We start from the raw sequence: 21043 nt of genomic DNA, 5'->3' as shown, positions 1-21043 counted from the left end.
TGCTTGTTTCATAGTAAGTCCTGTCCATTTTCCGGAGTTTGCAACTTGGCAAGCGCTGCGCCTGTCAGGCGAGCCTGGGTTTCACCCTCAAGCAAGGGCTGTGCGATTTTTTGTTCTGCCGGTGTCAAGGCCGATCGCAAGGTCGACACCACCGGCCCGGCCTCGGGCACGCCCTGGCGTTGCGCCATTTGCGCAAAGACAAAGGCACTGACCCGATTGACCTTGATCCCGCGCGACTCGGAAAACATTCGCGCCAATGCAAGGTCGGCACTGGCTGAGCCGCTGCGGGCCGCCAGCAGCAAGTGCTGCAAGGCCTTTTGCGGTTCGACCTTCCCCAGGTAGCCACGCCGATACAGCTGGCCCAGGTAATAGTGCGCGCCCATTTCCCCGGAAGTGGCCGCCTTGAGCAGGTGGGTTTCAGCCTGGCGCGGGTCCTGGGGCAACCATTTGCCCAGGTAATACAGCCTGCCGGTCAGAAGTTCGGCACGTGGATCTCCTCCATCGCGACCGCGTTGCAAAGCGGTGAGCAGCTGCGCTGCATCGCCTTGCGCCGGGTAGTCGTTGATCAGGCGCGCCAAACTCGTCCACGCGGGGGCATAAGCCGGTGCCAACTCTTCGAGCAAGCGCCGGGCTGCCTGGGGATCGGGCGGGCCCGCCAAGGTAGGTGAGGACAACACCCGCGCCACCGAATCGACCCGCAATGGTGCGACCTGACCTGCGCGCCAGCCTTGGCGCAATTGCTCCAGCAACTGGGTCTGGGCCTTGACGTCGGCCCGTTGGCGATAGATCGTGGCCAGCTCGACGTAACAGGCATCGATCACCGCCAGCCGCGCCTGGCAAAGGGTTTCGATCTGGGCCAGATGCCCCTGATAGGTGCCCTGGTTTCGGTAGATCAGAATCTGCGCCAGATCAGCCTCGACAATGCCCTGGGCACGCCAGTCATTGACCTTCTGCTGGGCATCTACACCGGGCACCAGTTGCGGGTAGCTCAGGTACAACAGGGTCAGCGGCACCACCGCACTGAACTCGTTTTTGGCCAGCGCGCCTTCAAGCAGCTCCCGCGCCTCGCGAACTTGCCGAACCTCCGTCGGCCCCTGGCGCAACAGCAAACGCCCCAGCCGCGACTGAGCCTTGACCGACTCCGGCGCGGCCTGGCGGTAAAGACTTTCTGCCGCCTTCAGGCTCGCCGGGTCCCCCGCCGCCGCGGTCAGGTCGCCCATGCCCGCCTGGGCATTGGCGTAGCCGCTCGCGGCCAGCGCCGCGTAGTTCTGTCGCGCGGTCTGGAAGTCGCCCCGCGCCATGGCTTCACGCGCCAGCCCCTCATCCGGCAGGCTGGCACAGCCTTGCACCAGCGCCATCGCTATGGTTACCCCGCTCAAGGGCAACCCAAATCGCCCGAGGCCGTTCATTTTGTCGCCGCCATGACTTTGTTAATCCAAGAGTTGTTGGCCCAGACTTGATCCACCCAATGGCTGATCGGCATGTTTTCAACGTTGACTTCTACCGGACGACCGGCCAATTCAGTCTGCAAACCGGTGTCAGGCTCGATGGTGACGCGCAGGTCCGACGCCAGCCCGCCGTTGTCCAGCATCACCGTGGCGATCTTGCCGGTGCGAGGCTGTGCTTCCCCGGGAAGCTGAAAGGTCACCTCTTTGCCCGGCTGGATCCTGGCGAAGTATTTGTAGGGGAAGCGCGCTTCGATGGTGGCCACGCCGTCGGTTGGCATCAGCTCGAACACCGTGGTGCCCTTGCCGACAACCTGGCCATCCGGCACCAGTTGCGCTACCACCCGGCAATCGCAGGGGCTGGTCAATGAGCCTTGCAAGGTCCGGCTGAACAGGCGCTCGAGGTTTTCCGGGGTCGCCTGGCCTGGCGGCAGGTTGCCCTTCATCACGTCCAGCAACGAGGCAGAAAAGGTCGCCAGCGGCGCACCCTTGGCCACCACATCACCCACCTTGACAATCGAATTGACGCTGCCATCACGGGGTAAGCCAATCAACTGGCCGGGAACATTGATTCGCGCCGACTCGGCATGGGTCACAAAATAAATGCCGTACAACTGGTGCAACACAAAGCCAAAGGCGCACACCCCCACCAGGAAGAACAGCAGGCTCAGGCTGGTCGCTCGCACGCGACCGAAAAAGCCCAGGCCGTTGCCACTGTCGTGCTTGCGTGGCTTGGTGAAGTTTTCACGCTGCAGCGTCGCCAGCACATCCCCAACACTGACCATCACACCCGACAAGTAGGCCGTGATCATGTAGCGCAGGGCTGCCACCTCCCGTGGGCGCAGGTTCTGGAATTCGCAGCCGACGTGCTCGCTGTCGCTGCTGATCGAGCGCACGATAAATTCCACATCCAGGGCAAGCCCCAAGCCATCGACCTGGAACACCAGCTTGCCCTTGTGCTGGCGCCCCGAGGTCAGTGGCATATCTGGCTGATACAGGCTAAAGCCGCCGGCCGACAAGTCGAACAGATCACACTCGACGACTTCGCGATCCGGCCCAAAAAACTTGATCTTGGCCGGCAGTTTCAGGCGCACGTGCTGGCGCTGTACTTCCGACTCATGCACTACATCAGTGTTCATCGCAATGCTGGCTGTACTCATGATGCGTCCCTTCCCATCCACGATTAAGGTCGACCCGGCAGGTCAGAATCGGTATTCACCTTTTTTGTTTGCGTACTACACAATCCACATCAACAGGGCGCCAAACACACTGGCCGCCGAGAACGTCATGGCCCGTGATGACCAGGTGTTGAACCAGCGCTGGTAACGATCCAGCCCGCGATCCAAACGTGTCTTCTGGCGTGTCCAGGATTGGCGGTCGAGGCGAAAGAACACGTAGATCTTCACCACCGCGCCCACCATCTGGTTGTAATAAAGAATCAGGGGATACATAGGCCCCACTGGATGCCCCGAGGCCAGCAACAACAGGCTGAGCAGCAGCCGGGTCACGCCGATCCACAGCACGTAGATCAACAGGTACGCCATGCTGTATTTGATGCTTGCAATGATCGCCACCGACGGCCCCAGCAAGCTGGCCCACATAGACACGCGCTGATCGAACAGCACCAGCGAGGTGAACCAGCCCAGGCGCTGGACACCCAGGTGCAAGGCGCGCGAGTTCTGCCGAAGGTTATTGCCGTACCAGCGAAACATCAGTTGGCGGCTGGCCTTGAAGAAGCTCTTCTCCGGAGGATGCTCGACCGTGTTGATCACCGCATCCGGGACGTAGAAGGTGTCGTAGCCCAGGCGCATCAGGCTGTACCAGCTGGACTTGTCGTCGCCGGTGAGAAAGCGAAAGCGCCCCAGCCGCCAGTGCTCCAGGTAGTCGCTCTCCACGTCCTGGATAAAACCGGGGTTAGTCACCACCTCGGCGCGAAACACTGACATGCGCCCGGTCATGGTCAACACCCGCTTGCCCAATGCCATCGAACACATGTTGATATGGCGCTGGGCAAAACGCAGCTTGTGCCATTGGCTCATCAGGTAGCTGCCATGCACTTCGCAGAACTCGTTGGTGGTCAACCCGCCGACCTTGGGGAACATCTTGAACCAGGGCACGCAGCGCCTGATCAGCCCAGGCGTCAGCACGGTGTCGCCATCCACCACCGCCACCACCGCATTGGCATCGGGAATGTGCCGCGAGATGGCCCGAAAACCATGGGCCAGGCCATCACGCTTGCCGGTGCCGGGAATGCGCACGAAATCCAACTTGACCTGTTTGGGTGGGTTGTAGCTTTCCCAGAGTGTCTTGATCAGCAACTCATCGGCGAGCTCCACGATGGAGCAGACCACCGTGGTCGGATAACCACAGTCGATGGCCTCTTCGATGACCGATCGGTACACCTGCGCCGTGGTCATGGCATCAATGCGAAAGCTGGTTACCATCAGGAAAACGTGGGACGGGTCGGCGCTGGCGCCCAGGCGCCTGGCCTTGCGCCGATAGGACGGATACACCACATACAGAAACAACAGGCCGCGCACGTAATGGATCGCCCCCATTGAATAGCGCCAGATACCCACGGCCCCCAGCAGCAGCAAGAAGTCCTTTGAATCAGGATCGAAAATCGTGCGTGGCAGCAACAGGGCTATCCCCATCAATGCCGCGACGTAAACCAACCACCCCGCACTCTCGCGCAGGTAATCCCTGGATTGTTCCATCACCCATGCCCCCGGTTCGATTCAGCAGAGTGCGCGCCAAGGCTTCGCCCTGGCGCGCGTTGTGCCTACCAGCAGATGCCTTCGAGTTGATCGTTGCTGATGCCCTGCATGAAGCCCACCAGGTCGACCACCTGTTTGCCTTCGGGCACCTGTTGGGCGATGGCGCGAAAAGACTCATCGCCATTGCCCAGGATGATCACCTCCGCATCGAAGATCACCTGCGCAAGATCGGGGCGCAGCAATGAGGCCAGGTGGGGGATTTTTGATTCGATGTATTCCTTGTTCGCGCCGTTGATGCGCGCGTACTCCACGTTGCGGTCGAAGATGTGCAGATCGTAGCCCTTGCCGATCAGCATCTCGGCGAGCTCCACCAACGGGCTTTCACGCAAATCATCGGTGCCCGCCTTGAAGCTCAGGCCCAGCAACGCTATATGCCGCTTGCCAAAGCTGGTGATGATGTCCAGGGCGCGCTGCACCTGGGCGGCGTTGCTGCGCATGATGGACCCGAGCAGCGGGTGATCGACATCCAGTTGGCCTGCGCGATAGTTCAGCGCACGCACGTCCTTGGGCAGGCAGGAGCCGCCAAACGCAAAGCCTGGGCGCATGTAATAGCGTGACAGGTTGAGCTTGGTGTCCTGGCACACCACGTCCATGACCTCGCGCCCATCCACGCCGGCCGCCTTGGCGATATTGCCGATTTCGTTGGCAAAACTGACCTTGGTGGCGTGCCAGACGTTGCAGGTGTACTTGATCATTTCCGCCACTTCGATGCTCTTGCGCACGATGGGCGCGTCGAGCTCTCGGTAGAGCGATACCAGCATGTCGCCGCTGCGTTGGTCGAGTTCACCGATGACCGTCATCGGTGGATGATGGAAGTCGTTGATCGCCGTGCTTTCGCGCAGAAACTCAGGGTTGATGGCCACCCCGAAGTCGATCCCGGCGCGCTTGCCGGAACAGTCTTCAAGGATGGGAATGACGACATTTTTCACGGTGCCGGGCAGCACTGTGCTGCGGACCACCACGGTGTGCCAGGCGTCCTTTTCACGCAGGGCCGTACCGATCTCGCGGCACACCGACTCGATGTAGACCAAGTCCAGGTCGCCGTTTTTCTTGCTGGGGGTACCCACGCAGATGAACGACATCTCTGTGTCCATCACCGCGGATTTCACATCGCAGCCGCCGCGCAAGCGACTGAAACTCACCCCAAGCTCAAGCAGCGCTTCCAGACCAGGCTCGACAATCGGTGATTTGCCCTGGTTGATCAGGTCGACCTTGACCTGCGAGACATCCACCCCAACCACGTCATAACCCCGTGCGCTGAGACAGCCTGCACACACGGCCCCTACATAACCCAGACCCAAAATGCTGATGCGCATTGGTGAGATCTCCTCGTCTACCTTGATTCAGAGCACCCTGGGTTCTGCGACGCATCTCCAGGACACTCCACGCCTCTAGCGAACGCTAACGGACAGTGAGGTACGACTGACTCCTCTCCCCCACACTCACAACACCTCGAGCGCTGTACAACCTGCTTCACAGGGGATTGTCTTATTTAAAAACGGCTTTGACACATTATTAAAAGCACAAAAAATGCCAGCATTCACGACGATTGATATATTAAGAAAATAGTGATTTAAATCAAATCGTTATAAACCGGCAAAGCCTAACCAACCAAGGAACAGCGCTCCCTCCAAGCACCAAAAAGAAGCAACTTCTTGCGGCACTTGTGTTTATTCATCTCACGTACAGCACGTTAGCGGTGCATCAGGAATTTTACAAATCTTTGACGCGTTATTTTTAATTGAAATTTTCTGTTAAGCGGATGAAACAGCGTCAAATTTTAAACTTCACTTTTCTGACGCCCTGTCATTAAATGTATAAAATTTCAGCCCCCGTGTATTAAACATGATACACGCCGCTTATTAGCGTCTTTGGTATTCCTCGGTATTAACCCCCTTCCAGATGACACCCTGAGGGTGGTTGCCCAATCGCGCACTTAAAAAACCACTAGCACGCTTGTCAGAGCCATGCTTATGATAAGCAGGCTAACAATAATCGGTGTCCCCATGACGACTCCCCTCTCCATCGGTTTCGTGCTTCACGATGTCGCGCGACTGATGCGCAAGCGCTTTGAACAACGCTCCCGGCACATGGACCTCACCCGCTCGCAATGGCATGTGCTGGCGATCCTTTCGAAACACGAGGGTATCCATCAGAAAGGCCTGGCGGACTTGCTGGAGATCGAATCCATCACTCTGGTGCGCTTGCTGGACAAGATGCAGGAGCGTGGCCTGGTGGAACGTCGCCCGCATCCGACGGATCGTCGCATCACGCAGTTGTTCCTGATGCCCGGTGCGCTGCCGTTGCTCGAAGTCATGCGTGGCCTGGGCAACCAGACTCGCGGCGAGGCCATGGTGGACTTCACCGCGCAGGAGCAACAGCAACTGTTCGAGATGCTCACGCGTATGCGCGAGCACTTGATCCATGCCTGCAATCAACCCGTGGATGCCGAGGCCGATCATGTCTGAATCGCCCATCACCGACGCCCCCATCAAACCTCCCCTACAGAGCGCTCCACGCCTGGACAGTGGCGGCCATTCGCCCGGAGATTTCGGCAAGCGCCATGCCGGTGAGGCAACATTCGCCCAGGCCGCTACCTCCGTAAAAAAACAGCGGATCCGCAAGGGAATGTTCCTGTTGCTGCCTTTGGCTTTGTTGGCGGGCGCTTACCTGTATGCCGTGGGCGGCCGTATCGTGAGCACCGACAACGCCTACATCCAGGCCGACAAGGTGGCGATCTCCACCGACGTTTCTGGCCTGGTTGCCAGTATCGAAGTGAAAGACAATCAGCGGGTCACCCAGGGCCAGGTGCTGTTCAAGCTGCGCGCCGAACCCTTCGAGATAGCCCTGGCCAGTGCCACTGCCAGCCTGGGCGCGGTTCGCAACCAGATCCTCAACCAACAAGCAAGCTACAGCCAGGCACTGGCCGAGATCGATCAGGCCCAGTCTGAATTGCCGTATTTCCAGACAGCGTTCCAACGCCAGGAAAAACTGCTGGCTGTCAGCGCCGTGTCTCGTACGACCTACGATCAGGCGCGCCATGAGCTGGACACCACGGTGAAAAAAATCAACGTCGCCAAGGCCCAGGCCAAGACGGTATTGGCCCAATTGGGCGGGCGCGTCGACGTTCCGGTTGAACAACAACCCGCCTGGTTGCAAGCCAGGGCCCAGGTCGATGAAGCCCGCCGCCATCTCGACAACTCCGTGGTGCGCGCGCCTTTTGACGGCATCGTGACGAATGTGGATTCCTTGCAAGTCGGTGCGTATCTGCAGCCGCCCCAATCGGGCATGAGCCTGGTTGCCAGCCACGCGCTATGGGTCGCTGCCCAGCCCAAGGAAACCGAACTGACTCACATGCTCCCTGGCCAGCCGGTCAAGATTCGCGTCGACAGCTACCCCGGCGTGGTCTGGCATGGCTCGGTAGAGAGCATCAGCCCGGCCTCGGGCTCAAGCTTCTCGTTGCTGCCAGCACAGAACACCACGGGCAATTGGGTCAAGGTGGTGCAACGTATTCCGGTCCGTATCCGTATCGATGACCAGGACGGCAAGCCACCGTTGCGCCATGGCATGAGCGTGGAGGCCGACATCGATACTGGCCGGTCCCGTGGCTTGCCTGGCGGCTTGTTTGCACATCAGGACACCGCTCATGAGTGAGGGAGCCGCCCCTCGCCATCGCGCACTGCTGACCAGTTGCGTGGTCCTGGCCGTGATCATGCAGGCGCTGGACACCACCATCGCCAACGTCGCCCTGCCCTATATGCAGGGCAGCGTGTCGGCCAGCGCCGATCAGATCAACTGGGTGCTGACCTCCTATATCGTTGCCGCGGCAATCATGACCCAGCCCTCGGCCTTTTTGGCCCGGCGTTTTGGCCGCAAGCGAGTGTTGCTCACCGCGATTGTCGGGTTCGTCATCACCTCGATCCTGTGCGGCCTGGCCCAATCGCTGGAGCAGATTATTCTGTTCCGGCTGCTGCAAGGCATGGCCGGCGCTGCGTTGGTGCCTCTGTCGCAGAGCATCATGCTCGACACCTACAGCCTCAAGGAGCGCGGCTCGGCCATGGCGCTGTTCGGCGTTTCGGTGATGGTCGGGCCGGTACTCGGCCCGGTGCTGGGGGGCTGGCTGACCGAGCACCTGAACTGGCGCTGGGTGTTTTTCATCAACCTGCCCATCGGCCTGCTGGCGTTTGTCGGCCTGATGAAATTTGTCAGTGAAACACCTGTGGACCGCGACTCGCGCCTGGACTGGGTGGGGTTTGGCTCGTTGAGCGTGGCGATCCTGGCGTTCCAGTTGTTCCTGGACCGTGGCGAACAGTTGGACTGGTTCAGTTCCGGGGAGATTTTGCTCGAATTCGTGGTGGCCTTGGTGGCCAGCTACATCTTCCTGGTACACACCTTCACGGCCGACAAACCCTTTGTCAGCCCGCGCCTGTTCAAGGACCGCAACTTTGCGCTGGGGGTGGTGTTTATCTTCGTCATCGGTATCACCTACCTGGCTTCGCTAGCGCTGATGACGCCCTACCTGCAGAAACTGATGGGCTACCCGGTGCTCGACGCAGGTCTGGCACTGGGCCCCAGGGGGCTGGGTACCATGCTGACGATGTTCGTGGCCGGCCGGCTGGTCGGCAAGGTCGATACCCGCTGGTTGTTATTCACCGGGTTGCTACTGTCGGCGGTGTCGATGTACTGGATGTCGGCCTGGACGCCGGATATCTCCATGCAGACGCTGATTGTGGTGGGGTTCGTCCAGGGCTCGAGCCTGGGGATGTTGTTCGTGCCGCTGAACACCATCGCCTTTTCAACCCTGGACCCGAACCTGCGTGCCGATGGCGCCGGGCTGTTCAGCCTGTCACGCAACGTCGGTTCCAGCGTCGGCATCTCATTGGTCACCGTGCTGCTGGCCCGCAATACCCAAGTGTTGCATGAGGAGCTTGGCGGGCTGATCACACCCTTCAACCGCGCACTGGAAAGCTGGACGGCCAGCACCTACCTGAGCCCCGACAGCGTCGCGGGGCGAGCGCTGCTGGACCAGACGATCACCTATCAGGCCACGAGCATGGCCTACCTCAATGACTTCAGTTTGCTGATGTGGCTGGCGATAGCGGTGATGCCGCTGCTGTTGCTGCTGCGCCCCCCCAGAATATCCCAGGGGCTCAAACTGTAGGAGCAAGGCTTGCCTGCGATGGCGTCGCCGCAAATTTTTGTGAGGCAAAATCGCCGCGGATTGTTGTGAGGTAAAATCGCGGCGATCCCATCGCGAGTAAACTCTGCTCCTACAGCCCGCTGCGCCTTACTGGCCTGCGGTACCTGTGAGCAGCTCGTGATTGAGTACCCGCTGCATCGTGGTTTCGTAATGCTCACGCAACAGCTCGCAAGCAAGCTTCACGTCTTTGGCCAGGGCGGCCTCGAGGATGTCTTTATGTTCGCGCGAGATGCCACGCTTGGCGCTGTCGGCGTAGTGCATGGACAGTGACCGATAGCGTGCGGTCTGGTCTCGCAGCGTTGCCGCAAACCGCAGCAACCAGGGCGACCCACAAGCGGAAATAAGTGCGAAGTGAAAGGCTTCGTGGGCGCTGTCCCATTCGGGCGTGATCAGGCGTTCAGCCCCTTCGATGATCGGCAACCGATCGAGCCTGTGATGCGCGGCAATGATCCGGCTCTCCCACTCCACATCGCCGCGCTCGATGGAATCTGCCAGCGCTTTCAATTCGATATGCAGCCGGGTATCGGTGATGTCGCGGATTTCTTTGGCGGAGATTTTCCCGACGCGAAATCCCTTGTGATCCTCCAGCACCACAAAGCCCGTCGCGGCCAGGCGAGACAAGGCTTCGCGCAGGGGAATGACACCTGCCTCGTAGGACTCGGCAAGCTCCTTGAGCCCCAACTTACTGCCAGGGCGCAGCTTGCCGCTGATGATGTCTTCACGCACCCGCATCTCAAGGTGCGAGGCCATGGTTCGCTTGTCTGCGGTGCCGGTGTCTTGGGCTCGCGCGAGTGATTGGGTCACGGTGGTCACAGTCCATTCATCCCTACTGGGCGCCTACGATACGCCAGAAGGCCAGAAAATTAAAATAATAGAATTTTCTGGCTTTATATAATTTTCGCATTGCAATGCAGATTTGCGGATGGCGGGGTGCCCCGGGGTTTGTCAGCACCTCCACGAGCTGTTGTGTAGGAGCGGACCCGGCCGCGATGGGCTGCGTAGCGGCCCCAGAGGCCAGTGGCATTGCGCATTGAGGCTTGCTCCTGATCAGTTTCCGCTCCAGTCGATGTGTATACAAATCAAAAATAATATATAAAACCATTGACGATATATTATCTACCGCCTTACCTTTGGCTCCACAGGGCCGTCAGCAGCACGAGCTCTCTCACGACAACAAGAGGCTTTATTCATGCGCTATGTCTATTTCCAGTATCAGGGCCAACCCACTCTCGGTGTGCGCACCAACGAAGGGGTACGTGTACTGGGCAATGAACCGCTTGAGTCGCTGCTAAAACGTGGCGTCGACCTGGCTACCTACGGCGAAAACGCCCAGGGCCCATGGGTGGAAATCGGCGAGCACGACTACCTGCCGCTGATGCGCGAGCCAGGCAAGATCATCTGCGTGGGCCTGAACTATGCCGACCACACCAAAGAATCCCCTTACGCACAGCCGGACTACCCCACCCTGTTCCCACGCTTCAACTCCAGCCTGACCGCTCACAACAAACCGCTTGTGCGCCCTCGCGTTTCCGACACACTGGATTACGAAGGCGAGATGGCCGTGGTGCTCAAAAGCGGTGGTCGGCATATCGCCAAAGCGGATGCGCTGCAACACGTCGCGGGTTACGCGCTGTTCAATGAAGGCTCGGTGCGCGATTACCAGTTCAAGTCACCGCAGTGGACCGTCGGCAAGAACTTCGACGACACCGGTGCCTTTGGCCCTGACCTGGTCACGGCCGACGAGCTTCCGGCCGGTGGCAAAGGGTTGCTGCTGCAGACGCGCGTCAATGGCAAGGTGGTGCAAAGCGCCAACACCGAAGACATGCTGTTCGATGTCGCCACCATTATCTCCACGCTCAGTGAAGCGGTAACACTGCAAGCGGGCGATGTGATCGTCAGCGGCACCCCGGCGGGTGTTGGCTTCGGCATGGCCCCCAAGGTCTACCTGAAGGCCGGTGATGTGGTCGAGGTGTCGATCGAAGGCATCGGCACACTGGTCAATCCGGTGATCGACGAAGTCTGAGGCGCCCTGCGAAGCACCGGGCACTGGGTGCCAGGTGCTTGCTCCTGATAACAATAAAATGGAGGCGATCATGAGCTCCGATCTCTGTGGTGTTCACTCAATTGATCACTACGCGCTAAATGTGCCCTCTTTGCCACAAGCGCAGCACTTCTTTGAAAGCTTCGGGCTTGATGTGGAAGTGGCACACGACGAGCTGAACTTGCGTGCCGCCGACGGCCATCGCTGGGCGCGCATTCTGGCAAGCACACAAAAGTCATTGGCTTACTTGAGCCTTAACTGCTTTGAGCGCGACTACCTGGCCCTGCGTCAGCAGGTCGAGCAACAAGGTGCCCGATTTGAAACCGGAGACGGCGTTGGCTTCTGGTTTCGCGATCCGGATGGCAACTTGTTGCAGGTCAAGGTGGGCGAAAAAACCATGCCCGACAGCAAGGCCATCGCCCCGGCCAAAAACACCGGCGCCAGCCTCAGGGGCGTGGGTACTCGGGATCAACTGCCCCGTATCAAACCGCAACGGCTGTCCCACGTCCTGGTCTTTTCCTCGGATGTGCCTGCCTCGATCGACTTCTACCGGGAGGCCCTGGGGCTCAGGCTTTCGGACAAGTCCCAAGACATCATCGCGTTCATGCACGCCCCCCACGGTTGCGACCATCACCTGGTGGCCTTTGCCAAGAGCAGCGCCAAGGGCTGGCATCACTCGGCCTGGGAGGTCGAGGACATCAACCAGGTCGGCATCGGTGCCTTTCAGATGGCCACTGCCGGCTACAAGGAAGGCTGGGGGACCGGCCGACACAGCCTGGGCTCCAACTATTTCCACTATGTTCGCGACCCTTGGGGGTCGTTCTGCGAGTACTCAGCCGAGATGGATTTCATCGCTGCAGGGGTGAACTGGCCTGCCGGTGATTTTTTGCCCGAGAACTCGCTGTACCTGTGGGGGCCTGACGTGCCCGACTACTTCATCTTCAACACCGAAGCCCAGCCGTGCGGAGCCATGAAATGAACGATCAACAAACATGCGAAACCATTGAAGTCCCGGTCCTGATCGTCGGTGGCGGCCCCGCCGGCCTGACAGCATCGCTGTTGCTGTCGCGCTATGGCATCAAGAACCTGCTGGTCAATAAATATCGCTGGACGGCCAACAGCCCTCGCGCCCATATCACCAACCAGCGCACGGTCGAAGTCTACCGTGATGCGGGGATCGAGCCACAGGTCCGCCAACTGGCCTCACCTCACGAATTGATGGCCAACAACGTCTGGGCCACCAGCTTCTCCGGGCTTGAATTGGCGAGATTGGGCAGCTGGGGCAATGCCATTGACCGCAAGTCTGACTATGAAAAAGCCAGCCCCACGGCCATGTGCAACATCCCCCAGCACATCCTGGAGCCGATCGTTGCCAACGAGGCGCTGCGTGCCGGTAGCGACATGCGTTTTAGCAATGAGCTGCTTGATTTCACCCAGGACGCTGACGGCGTCACGGCACGTATTTTCGACAGCGTGGCCCAGCGTGAATACAAGGTCCGCGCCCAATACATGATCGGCGCCGACGGTGCGCGCAGCAAAGTCATGGAAACCCTTGGCATCCCGCTGGACGGCGAGATGGGCCTGGGCTGCGCGGTCAACGTCTGGTTGCGCGCCGACTTGCGCCGCTACTGTGAAGACCGTCCTGGCGTTCTGTACTGGATGGTCCGCCCCGGCAACGACTACTGGGTGGGCGGCGGCACCTTCATTTGTGTTCGCCCGTGGAACGAGTGGGTCATGCTCTACATGTACGACCCCGCCCAAGGCGAGCCAGACTTGAGCATTGAGGCGGTCATCAAGCGCGCACGGGACGTGATCGGCGATGCCGACATCGACGTAGAAGTGCTGGCCACCAGCAAATGGCAGATCAACCAGGTGGTCGCACAGAAATACTCCGAAGGCCGGGTGTTCTGTGTCGGCGATGCGGTGCATCGTCACCCGCCGGCCAACGGCCTGGGCACCAATACCTCGGTTCAGGACTCCTACAACCTGGCCTGGAAACTGGCGATGGTGCTGCGCGGCGAAGCGGCACCGAGCCTGCTCGAAAGCTACTCGCAAGAACGCCAGCCGGTGGGCCGGCAGATTGTCGATCGGGCCATGAAAAGCGTCCGAGGCATGTTGCCGATCGCCAATGCGCTGGGCTTCAAGCCTGGGCAGAGCGAAGAAGACGGTTGGGCGAGCCTGCATGAACTCTGTGCTGATGACCCAACCGGCGCACAACGTCGTGAACAGTTGGAGCAGGCCATCGAACTGCAGAACTACCAGTTCAACTGTCACGGTGTCGAGTTGGGGCAACGCTATCAGAGCTCGGCGATTGTCAGCGACGGCAGCCAGGAGCCCGAGTACCCACGGGATCGTGAACTCTACTACCAGGCCACCACCTGGCCCGGTGCACGCCTGCCCCACGCCTGGTTGCTGGATAAGCAAGGGCGCCAGGTGTCGACCCTGGATATTTGTGGCAAGGGGCGCTTTACCCTGCTCACCGGTCACGGCGGCGCAATCTGGAAGCGTGCCGCGGCCATGGCGGCCAAGGAGCTGGGACTTGACATCCAGGTCCAGCGCATCGGCCTAGGGCTGGACTATGTCGACGCTTATGGTGATTGGGCGCGCCAGCGCGAGGTCAGCGAGTCGGGTTGCATACTGGTGCGCCCAGACAACCATGTCGCCTGGCGTTCGCAAGGCTCAGACAGCGCACAAGAGCAGCAACTGCTTGAAGTCCTGAAACAGCTGTTGGGTCGCTAGACACTCTGCCATCAGTCCCCACGCCCGCCAGATATTGGCGTGGGGACTGCTTCGTCCACGATTTGGTCACTCCGATTGATACACAGGTGTTCCATGAGGACTCAATTGCACCCGCTGCACGAAGGCACACTCCCCCGCCCGTTACTGCCAGGCTCAATCAAACGCGCGGTGGACTACATCCACGCCAACCTGGAGCAACCCTTGAGCATCGACCAGTTGCTGCAGGTTGGCAGGTCCAGCCGTCGAAGCCTGGAACAGGGGTTTCGCCGCTACCTGGACACCAGCCCCATGCGCTACATCCAGGTGCATCGCTTGAAGGCTATTCGGGACATTCTCAGCAGGCATCAACCCGGTCAGTTGCAACTGTGCAAGCTGTCTTCTGAATGGGGGTTCTCTCACCCCAGCTATTTCTCCGCCGCTTATAAACAAGTCTTCAACGAACTGCCGTCACACACATTAGCCAAACACTAATACACCGCCGCCGGCGTTGGCTTTTAACTTCAAATAATTGCGCAAAAACTTAAGCCCGCAACGCCCGATCGGTAACGCCACCCTGTGCAAAACGCCACAATGCTCCACCGGCCAGCTTAATGCCGGAACAACAATAAAAGAGGATCTACCGGTGAAATCACTATTTCTAAAGTCGGCGCTGTATGCGCTGTGCTTGACTGCCTTTGCCGCGCAAGCGCAAGAGAAACCCAACTTGTTGGTTATTGTTGCAGACGATATGGGTTACAGCGACCTGGGCAGTTTCGGTGGCGAAATCGACACACCCAACCTTGACCACCTCGCTCAGGAAGGCGTGCGCCTGGGCAACTTCCACACAGCCCCCACCTGCTCCCCTGCACGCTCCATGCTGCTGACGGGCACCGACAACCACCTGGCGGGCCTTGGCAATATGGCCGAGCTCATGCAGCCTGAGCAAAAGGGCAAGCCTGGCTACGAGGGCTACCTGAACAATCGCGTGGCCAACATGGCTGAGGTGCTTCAGGACGCCGGTTATCACACCTACATGGCCGGTAAATGGCACCTGGGCCGCAGTGAAGAACTGAGCCCCAAAGCCGCGGGCTTCGAGCGCTCCTATGTTTTGCTGCAAGGCGCCGCCAGCCATTACGACGACCAGATCCCCGACCGCAACGTCGACCCTAAGGCCCTGTATCGGGACGATGGCAAGTTGGTCGATACCCCCAAGGGTTTCTACTCCAGCGAGTTCTACACCGATCAGTTGATCAACTACATCAAGGCGGACAAAAAAGACGGCAAACCGTTCTTCGCCTACCTGGCTTATACCGCGCCGCATTGGCCTTTGCAGGCACCTGAAGCCTGGATCAAGAAATACGAAGGCCGCTATGCCGAAGGCTACGAGAAAGTACGCCAGCAGCGTTTGGCGCGCATGCAGGAAATCGGCCTGGTCAGCAAAGGCGTCACACCGAACCTGCCGATGACAGGTTCCTTGCCAACCTGGGAGCAACTGACGCCTGAGCAACGCCTTGAGCAGGCACGCAGCATGGAAGTGTATGCCGCGATGGTCGACAACATGGACCATCACATCGGGCGCCTGCTGGACTTCCTGAAAACCACCGGCAAGCTCGATAACACGGTGGTGGTGTTCATGTCCGACAACGGCGCCGACGGCAACAGCCCACTCGACTTGCCAGGCAGCCGCCAGTGGATCGAGAGCACCTTTGATAACAGCCTGGCGAACATGGGGCACAAGGGCTCGTTCATCGACTACGGCGCCCAGTGGGCACAAGTCAGCAGCACGCCTTACCTGTATTTCAAAGGCTTCACCACCGAGGGCGGCATCAAGTCTCCTGCGATCATCCGCGCGCCGTTCCTGAAGGCCAAGGATAAAGGCAGCATCAACAACGGCGTCTTCAGTGTGATGGACATCATGCCCACCTTCCTTGAAGCCGCTGGCGTGAAGCATCCGGGCAAGCAGTTTCATGGCCGCGATGTCTACCCGATGCAAGGCCTGTCCATGGTGCCTGCTCTGAATGGGCAAGTGCAGGGCGAACGCGTGATCGCCTGGGAACTGTTGGGACGTCGTGCGGTGCGCAAAGGCGATTGGAAAATGACCGTCATCAAGTCGCCCTACGGCACCGGCCAGTGGCAACTGTTCAACATCGCCCAGGACCCGGTCGAGAAGCATGACCTGGCCGAGCAACACCCTGAAAAAGTGGCTGAGTTGTCCAGGGACTGGGACGCTTACGTGCAGCGCAACGGTGTGCTGGACGCCCCGGTGAACATCAAATACGGCTTCCAGACCTGCCTGTATGGCAAATGTTTCAGCAACGCCAGCCGGACAGCGGAGGTGAGCCAGCAATAACTCGCGGCTTGAGCAGGGGGAAAGTTTTGTAGAAACCGCCTGGCAGCGTGAAGACTCAGCCCGATTGGTGTTCACCCCGTAGGAGCTGACCTTGGTCGCGATGGCGTCGCTGCGGTCTTCCTGAAAACCGCGGCGATGCCATCGCGACCAAGGTCAGCTCCTACAAATGGCTTCACCGCAATACATCAGCCAAAGCGTTGTTCGCCGCCCAACTCATGAACGCCTGCGCGACTTGTGAAGGGCGCATGGCCGTGGATTGGGCGAGCACCACTCGCTGGGGATTGAGCGCTTCACGAACCGGGCGGCAAGCGATGGCCTTGCCGTCGTAACTCTGGTCACCCACAGGCCGGGTGCAGGACAAGGCCACGCCATAACCATGGGCCACCAGCCCCCTCTGCATCTCGAAGGTCTGGGTGTATTGCTGGGCCATGGGGTGCAAGTCCTGGGACCAGAACAACGAGAGGAAATACTCCCGCGTCTGTGGAATGTCTTCCAGGATCAGGCACTCGTATGACAGGTCCAGCAGCGAGACATCGGCCTGAGCCGCCAATGGGTGATCGGCCGGCAACAAGGCATAGGGCGCCAGTTGGGCGAGCACGGTGCGTTCGGCCAGCGGATCGAGCCCCAACTCATAAGTCAATGCCAGCTCCGCCTTGCCGGCGCTGAGAATCCGATGCACACCCGCAAGGTCGGTTTCGAACAAGGTCACCGTCACTTCCGGGTGTTGCGCACGAAAGCCCGCGAGCAAGCGCGGCGCATAGTACGGCCCCAGGTCCTGGAAACAGGCCAACGTCAGCTGACCGCGCAGGGCCTGATCGCCCCCATGGACCTGGGCCATCTCCACCGCCAGGTTGAGGATATCCCGAGCCCGCCCCAACAGGCGCTGGCCCGCGGGAGTCAGTTCGAGCCCGCGACTGACCTGGCGCCGAAACAGACGCTCGCCCAAGGTGCCTTCCAGCTGCGAGATCGCCAGCGATACGGAGGGTTGCGACACATGCCGTGCCCTGGCCGCCGCGCTGATACTGCCGTGCTCGGCCGCCGCCACGAAGTACTCCAACTGACGGAACGAAAAACCTATCATGTTTACCTATACTCAAGAATAAGAAATATATAGTTTTCCTATTTATGCCTAAAAGCAATACTCCTCGCATACCGACAACAACAAAGGAGCAAGTCCGATGACGATGTCCGATGTCGAGGTATTTCAGCGCGACGGTGCGGTTGTTTTACGCGGCGTTTTCACCGACTGGATCGAGCGTCTGCGTGAAGGTTTCGAACAGAACCTGGCCAACCCTAGCCCATTTGCGATCGAGAATGTGGGCAGCGGGGAAAGCGGCCGGTTTTTTGAAGACTACTGCAACTGGCAACGCATTCCGGCCTTTAGCGACTTTGTCCTCAACTCGCCGGCGGCGGGCATTGCCGGGCAGATCATGCAGTCGCGGCAAGTGCAGGTATTCCACGACCATATCCTGGTCAAAGAGCCTGGCACGTCCAAACCGACGCCTTGGCATCAGGACCTGCCCTATTACTGCGTGGACGGCCTGCAGACGGCCAGCTACTGGATTCCCCTGGATCCTGTGACCCAGCTCAACACCCTGAGCGTGGTACTTGGCTCCCACCGATGGCCCAAACCGGTACGGCCAAAAAGCTGGGCAAACAACGCCGACTTCTATGGCGAAGCCCACTCCGTGACCGGGGAAAGTCTGTTCATGGACATGCCGGATGTTGAAAACGGCGACTTCACCCTCCTCTCCCCGGAGCTGCAACCAGGCGATGCCGTGGTGTTTGACTTTCGCACCGTACACGGTGCCGCAGGCAACCAGGGCACTGGCCGGCGAAGGGCGTTCTCGACCCGTTTCATCGGTGACGACGTTCGCTACATTGCCCGCCCGGGCCGTACCTCCCCACCCTTCCCCGGAATCAACCTGCATACCGGCGACCGCATGCGCGAAGACTGGTTTCCAGTGGTCTGGCGCAAAGAAGCCTGATACCACGCCCCGCGCACTTCGCTCGAAAAATAACAATAAAATCCCCAGTCGGAGACACATCCCATGCAACGTTCACTCCTCACCATCAGCGCCCTTGCGCTGCTTCTCGGCACCGCGGGCATCGCCCAGGCCAGCAGCAGTTGCCTGGCGGACGTCAAGGCGTCTGGCGTACTGCGCTCCGGCAATGGCCTGATGGGCACCAAACCGTTCATTTGGCAAAACGAAGACGGCAGCTACGGCGGCTTCGAAGCCGAGCTGTTCAAAGAAATCGGCAAGCGCATTGGCGTGCCCAAGACCGAGTATGTGGTGACCGAGTGGTCCACGCTGATTCCTGGCATGAAATCCAAGCGCTGGGACATCATCCTGTCCGCCATGTCGGCCACCCAGGAACGGATACAAAACGCCGGGATCCAGTTCACCACCCCCTACTTCCTGAGCTACAACTTTGTGATCGTGAAGACTGACTCACCGATCAAATCGATGGCCGACCTCAAGGGCAAGAAGATCGCCTCCGTGATGGGCACCGACGACTCGCTCAACGCACATCGCCTGGCCGACGCCGGTGTGGTCGGTGAAGTCATGGACTTCAACGGCTTCGGTGAACCTTTCCAGGCCCTGCAGAACAATCAGGCCGATGCCGTGCTGCTCGATCAGGGCACCTTGATCGGCCAGAAGGAAACCATGCAAAACCTGCGCACCGTGGGTGAACCGATCCTTTATCAACCGAAACCTGAATGGGCCGCCGCCGAAACCAAGGCGCCCTACATCTATGGAACGCAAGCCATCGCCGTGCGGGGCGAATGTGACGATCTGCGCGAAGCCCTCAACGGCGCCATCAGCTCGATGATCGCCGACGGCACTCACAAGGCAATTCTCGAAAAATACGGCGTATGGGATCTGGAGCAAACCCAACTGACCAAGAACTGACCGGCGCACAAACAAAGGAATACCGCTATGTACGATTTCCTGTTTGTCCTGATTCCCAAGTATTTCCCGTTCCTGCTCAAGGGCGCGGTGGTGACATTGCAACTGTCCGTGCTGAGCATGGCCCTTGGCATCCTCATTGGCCTTGCCGTCGCGCTTGGCCGACTGACGCGCCGGCCGTGGCTGGACTGGCCGATGCGTTGCTATGTGGAAATCTGGCGCGGGGTACCGCTGGTGGTGCAGTTGTTGGTGATCTACTTCACCTTGCCGCAGATCGGCCTGACCCTTTCCGGCTTCTGGGCCGGGGTATTGGGCCTGAGCCTCAACCTCGGCGCTTACCTCTCCGAGGTCTTTCGGGCCGCCATCCTCTCGCTGGACAAGGGCCAGCGGGAGGCGGGTTTATCCATTGGCATGTCGCGCAATCAAATCTATCTGCGGGTGATCCTGCCCCAAGCCCTTAAAATCGCCATCCCAACGGTCGGTGGCTACTTTATCTCCTTGCTCAAGGACTCCTCGCTAGTGTCGTTCATTGCCGTGAATGAATTGCTGCGCCACGGCAGTATCGTCATCGCCAACACCTTCCTGAGCATGCAGGTCTACCTGATGGTCGCCCTCATCTACTTCGTCCTGAGCTTCATTGCTGCACGGGGTGTGCACTGGATCGAACAACGCCTGACCCCCGCTCACCTGCGTACCGGTACCCTTGCCACCCGCAGCCAGGTATCCAACAAGCTGACCGAGGCCAAATCATGAATGCCGAACCTATCCTGCAGATCAAAGGGCTGCACAAGGCCTACGGGAGCAGCAAGATCCTGCGCGGCGTTGACCTGACGGTAAAACGTGGAGAAGTGGTCTTCCTCATTGGTCCAAGCGGAGGGGGCAAATCGACCCTGCTGCGCTGCATCAACTTTTTGGAAACACCCTGTGCCGGCGAGATTACCTTTACTGGCGAGCGTTTATGCCATTCGGACAACCAGACCTACCATCAGCTGGACGAATCCAAACTGCGCAAGGCTCGCAGCAAAATGCCCATGGTGTTCCAGCAGTTCAACCTGTTCAATAACCGCACGGTACTGGAGAACGTCATCGAGGGGCCGCTGCATGTGCTACATCGCCCCAAGCAGGAAGCGATTGCCGATGCCAGGGCCATCCTCGAAAAGGTCGGCCTCTCGGCGCGCCTGGACTACTACCCCGATCAGCTGTCTGGCGGCCAGCGTCAACGGGTCGCGATTGCCCGGGCTTTGGCGATGAAGCCGGAATTGATCCTGTTCGATGAACCGACCTCGGCGCTCGACCCGGAGCTGGTCTCAGGGGTACTCGACACCATCCGCGCACTGGCCCAGGAGGGCATGACGATGATCATTGTCACCCATGAAATGAACTTCGCCCGCAAACTGGCCGACCGCATCTGCTTCGTCGCCGACGGTGGCATCCTGGAGTCCGGCACCCCGCAAGAACTCCTCGCCGACCCCAGCAATAGCCGCATCGCCGGTTTTATCCAGTCCATACAGAACTGATCGCGGCTAAAGCCGGCTCCTACGCCAAGCCCTGTAGGAGCCAGCCTTACCCGCGATGGCCATAGGTATCTACACATCTTTTG

The 21043-nt window shown here is 59.5% G+C and carries 18 protein-coding genes; 12 read left to right on the top strand and 6 right to left on the bottom strand.

The window, feature by feature from the left end; all coding sequences use genetic code 11:
* Nucleotides 1–8 precede the first annotated feature (8 nt).
* The 4 genes from AC3IX4_RS10845 to AC3IX4_RS10830 form a co-directional block, all read right to left on the bottom strand.
* Nucleotides 9–1409 (bottom strand): alginate biosynthesis protein AlgK, encoded by a 1401-nt coding sequence (locus AC3IX4_RS10845; protein ID WP_489260520.1) that lies wholly within the window; start codon nucleotides 1407–1409, stop codon nucleotides 9–11.
* The gene (locus tag AC3IX4_RS10840) at nucleotides 1406–2605 is read right to left on the bottom strand and encodes a PilZ domain-containing protein (protein ID WP_489260519.1); all 1200 of its coding nucleotides are present in this window, start codon (nucleotides 2603–2605) and stop codon (nucleotides 1406–1408) included. The genes AC3IX4_RS10845 and AC3IX4_RS10840 overlap by 4 nt, the downstream gene beginning before the upstream one ends.
* Before the next feature lie 75 nt (nucleotides 2606–2680).
* A complete protein-coding gene (locus AC3IX4_RS10835) occupies nucleotides 2681–4162 on the bottom strand; it encodes a glycosyltransferase family 2 protein (RefSeq protein ID WP_489260518.1) in 1482 nt (493 codons plus the stop codon).
* Between the two features lie 65 nt (nucleotides 4163–4227).
* Nucleotides 4228–5538 (bottom strand): nucleotide sugar dehydrogenase, encoded by a 1311-nt coding sequence (locus AC3IX4_RS10830; RefSeq protein WP_489260517.1) that lies wholly within the window; start codon nucleotides 5536–5538, stop codon nucleotides 4228–4230.
* Nucleotides 5539–6228: 690 nt separating this feature from the next.
* On the opposite strand from AC3IX4_RS10830, the gene AC3IX4_RS10825 reads away from it, so the two are divergent.
* Genes AC3IX4_RS10825 through AC3IX4_RS10815 form a run of 3 tightly spaced genes read left to right on the top strand, consistent with a single transcriptional unit; the run spans nucleotide 6229 to nucleotide 9383 of the window.
* Entirely contained in the window at nucleotides 6229–6690 is a 462-nt protein-coding gene (locus tag AC3IX4_RS10825) for a MarR family winged helix-turn-helix transcriptional regulator (protein ID WP_489260516.1), read from the top strand.
* Entirely contained in the window at nucleotides 6683–7876 is a 1194-nt protein-coding gene (locus tag AC3IX4_RS10820; protein WP_489260515.1) for an HlyD family secretion protein, read from the top strand. The genes AC3IX4_RS10825 and AC3IX4_RS10820 overlap by 8 nt, the downstream gene beginning before the upstream one ends.
* Entirely contained in the window at nucleotides 7869–9383 is a 1515-nt protein-coding gene (locus tag AC3IX4_RS10815) for a DHA2 family efflux MFS transporter permease subunit (protein ID WP_489260514.1), read from the top strand. Before AC3IX4_RS10820 ends, AC3IX4_RS10815 begins: the two co-directional genes overlap by 8 nt.
* A 126-nt stretch (nucleotides 9384–9509) precedes the next feature.
* Here the strand turns inward: AC3IX4_RS10815 and AC3IX4_RS10810 are convergent, their stop codons facing one another.
* Nucleotides 9510–10226 (bottom strand): GntR family transcriptional regulator, encoded by a 717-nt coding sequence (locus tag AC3IX4_RS10810; protein WP_489260513.1) that lies wholly within the window; start codon nucleotides 10224–10226, stop codon nucleotides 9510–9512.
* A gap of 385 nt (nucleotides 10227–10611) precedes the next feature.
* Between AC3IX4_RS10810 and AC3IX4_RS10805 the strand changes: the two genes are divergently transcribed.
* The 5 genes from AC3IX4_RS10805 (at nucleotide 10612) to AC3IX4_RS10785 (ending at nucleotide 16531) form a co-directional block, all read left to right on the top strand.
* Nucleotides 10612–11445, top strand: coding sequence for a fumarylacetoacetate hydrolase family protein (locus AC3IX4_RS10805; RefSeq protein ID WP_489260512.1), 834 nt, complete (start codon nucleotides 10612–10614; stop codon nucleotides 11443–11445).
* A gap of 70 nt (nucleotides 11446–11515) precedes the next feature.
* Nucleotides 11516–12442 carry a VOC family protein gene (locus AC3IX4_RS10800; protein WP_489260511.1) on the top strand — a complete coding sequence of 309 codons (927 nt, stop codon included), beginning with the start codon at nucleotides 11516–11518 and terminating at the stop codon, nucleotides 12440–12442.
* Entirely contained in the window at nucleotides 12439–14202 is a 1764-nt protein-coding gene (locus AC3IX4_RS10795) for an FAD-dependent monooxygenase (RefSeq protein WP_489260510.1), read from the top strand. The genes AC3IX4_RS10800 and AC3IX4_RS10795 overlap by 4 nt, the downstream gene beginning before the upstream one ends.
* A 93-nt stretch (nucleotides 14203–14295) precedes the next feature.
* The gene (locus tag AC3IX4_RS10790; RefSeq protein ID WP_489260509.1) at nucleotides 14296–14673 is read left to right on the top strand and encodes a helix-turn-helix transcriptional regulator; all 378 of its coding nucleotides are present in this window, start codon (nucleotides 14296–14298) and stop codon (nucleotides 14671–14673) included.
* A 193-nt stretch (nucleotides 14674–14866) separates the two neighbouring features.
* Nucleotides 14867–16531 (top strand): arylsulfatase, encoded by a 1665-nt coding sequence (locus AC3IX4_RS10785; RefSeq protein WP_489261268.1) that lies wholly within the window; start codon nucleotides 14867–14869, stop codon nucleotides 16529–16531.
* 172 nt (nucleotides 16532–16703) lie between these two features.
* Here the strand turns inward: AC3IX4_RS10785 and AC3IX4_RS10780 are convergent, their stop codons facing one another.
* Nucleotides 16704–17612 carry a LysR substrate-binding domain-containing protein gene (locus AC3IX4_RS10780; protein ID WP_489260508.1) on the bottom strand — a complete coding sequence of 303 codons (909 nt, stop codon included), beginning with the start codon at nucleotides 17610–17612 and terminating at the stop codon, nucleotides 16704–16706.
* A 97-nt stretch (nucleotides 17613–17709) separates the two neighbouring features.
* Between AC3IX4_RS10780 and AC3IX4_RS10775 the strand changes: the two genes are divergently transcribed.
* From AC3IX4_RS10775 to AC3IX4_RS10760, 4 genes are all read left to right on the top strand, one after another.
* Nucleotides 17710–18519 carry a phytanoyl-CoA dioxygenase family protein gene (locus AC3IX4_RS10775; RefSeq protein ID WP_489260507.1) on the top strand — a complete coding sequence of 270 codons (810 nt, stop codon included), beginning with the start codon at nucleotides 17710–17712 and terminating at the stop codon, nucleotides 18517–18519.
* A gap of 63 nt (nucleotides 18520–18582) precedes the next feature.
* Complete coding sequence (locus AC3IX4_RS10770) at nucleotides 18583–19446, top strand: substrate-binding periplasmic protein (protein WP_489260506.1); 864 nt, start codon at nucleotides 18583–18585, stop codon at nucleotides 19444–19446.
* Nucleotides 19447–19473: 27 nt separating this feature from the next.
* Nucleotides 19474–20196: an amino acid ABC transporter permease gene (locus AC3IX4_RS10765; RefSeq protein WP_489260505.1), complete on the top strand. Its 723-nt coding sequence runs from the start codon at nucleotides 19474–19476 to the stop codon at nucleotides 20194–20196.
* Between the two features lie 11 nt (nucleotides 20197–20207).
* Nucleotides 20208–20960, top strand: coding sequence for an amino acid ABC transporter ATP-binding protein (locus AC3IX4_RS10760; protein ID WP_489261267.1), 753 nt, complete (start codon nucleotides 20208–20210; stop codon nucleotides 20958–20960).
* Nucleotides 20961–21043: the final 83 nt, after the last annotated feature.

The sequence above is a fragment of the Pseudomonas sp. KH_021 genome (assembly GCF_057838865.1).
This window is presented reverse-complemented; position numbering and strand designations above follow the sequence as displayed.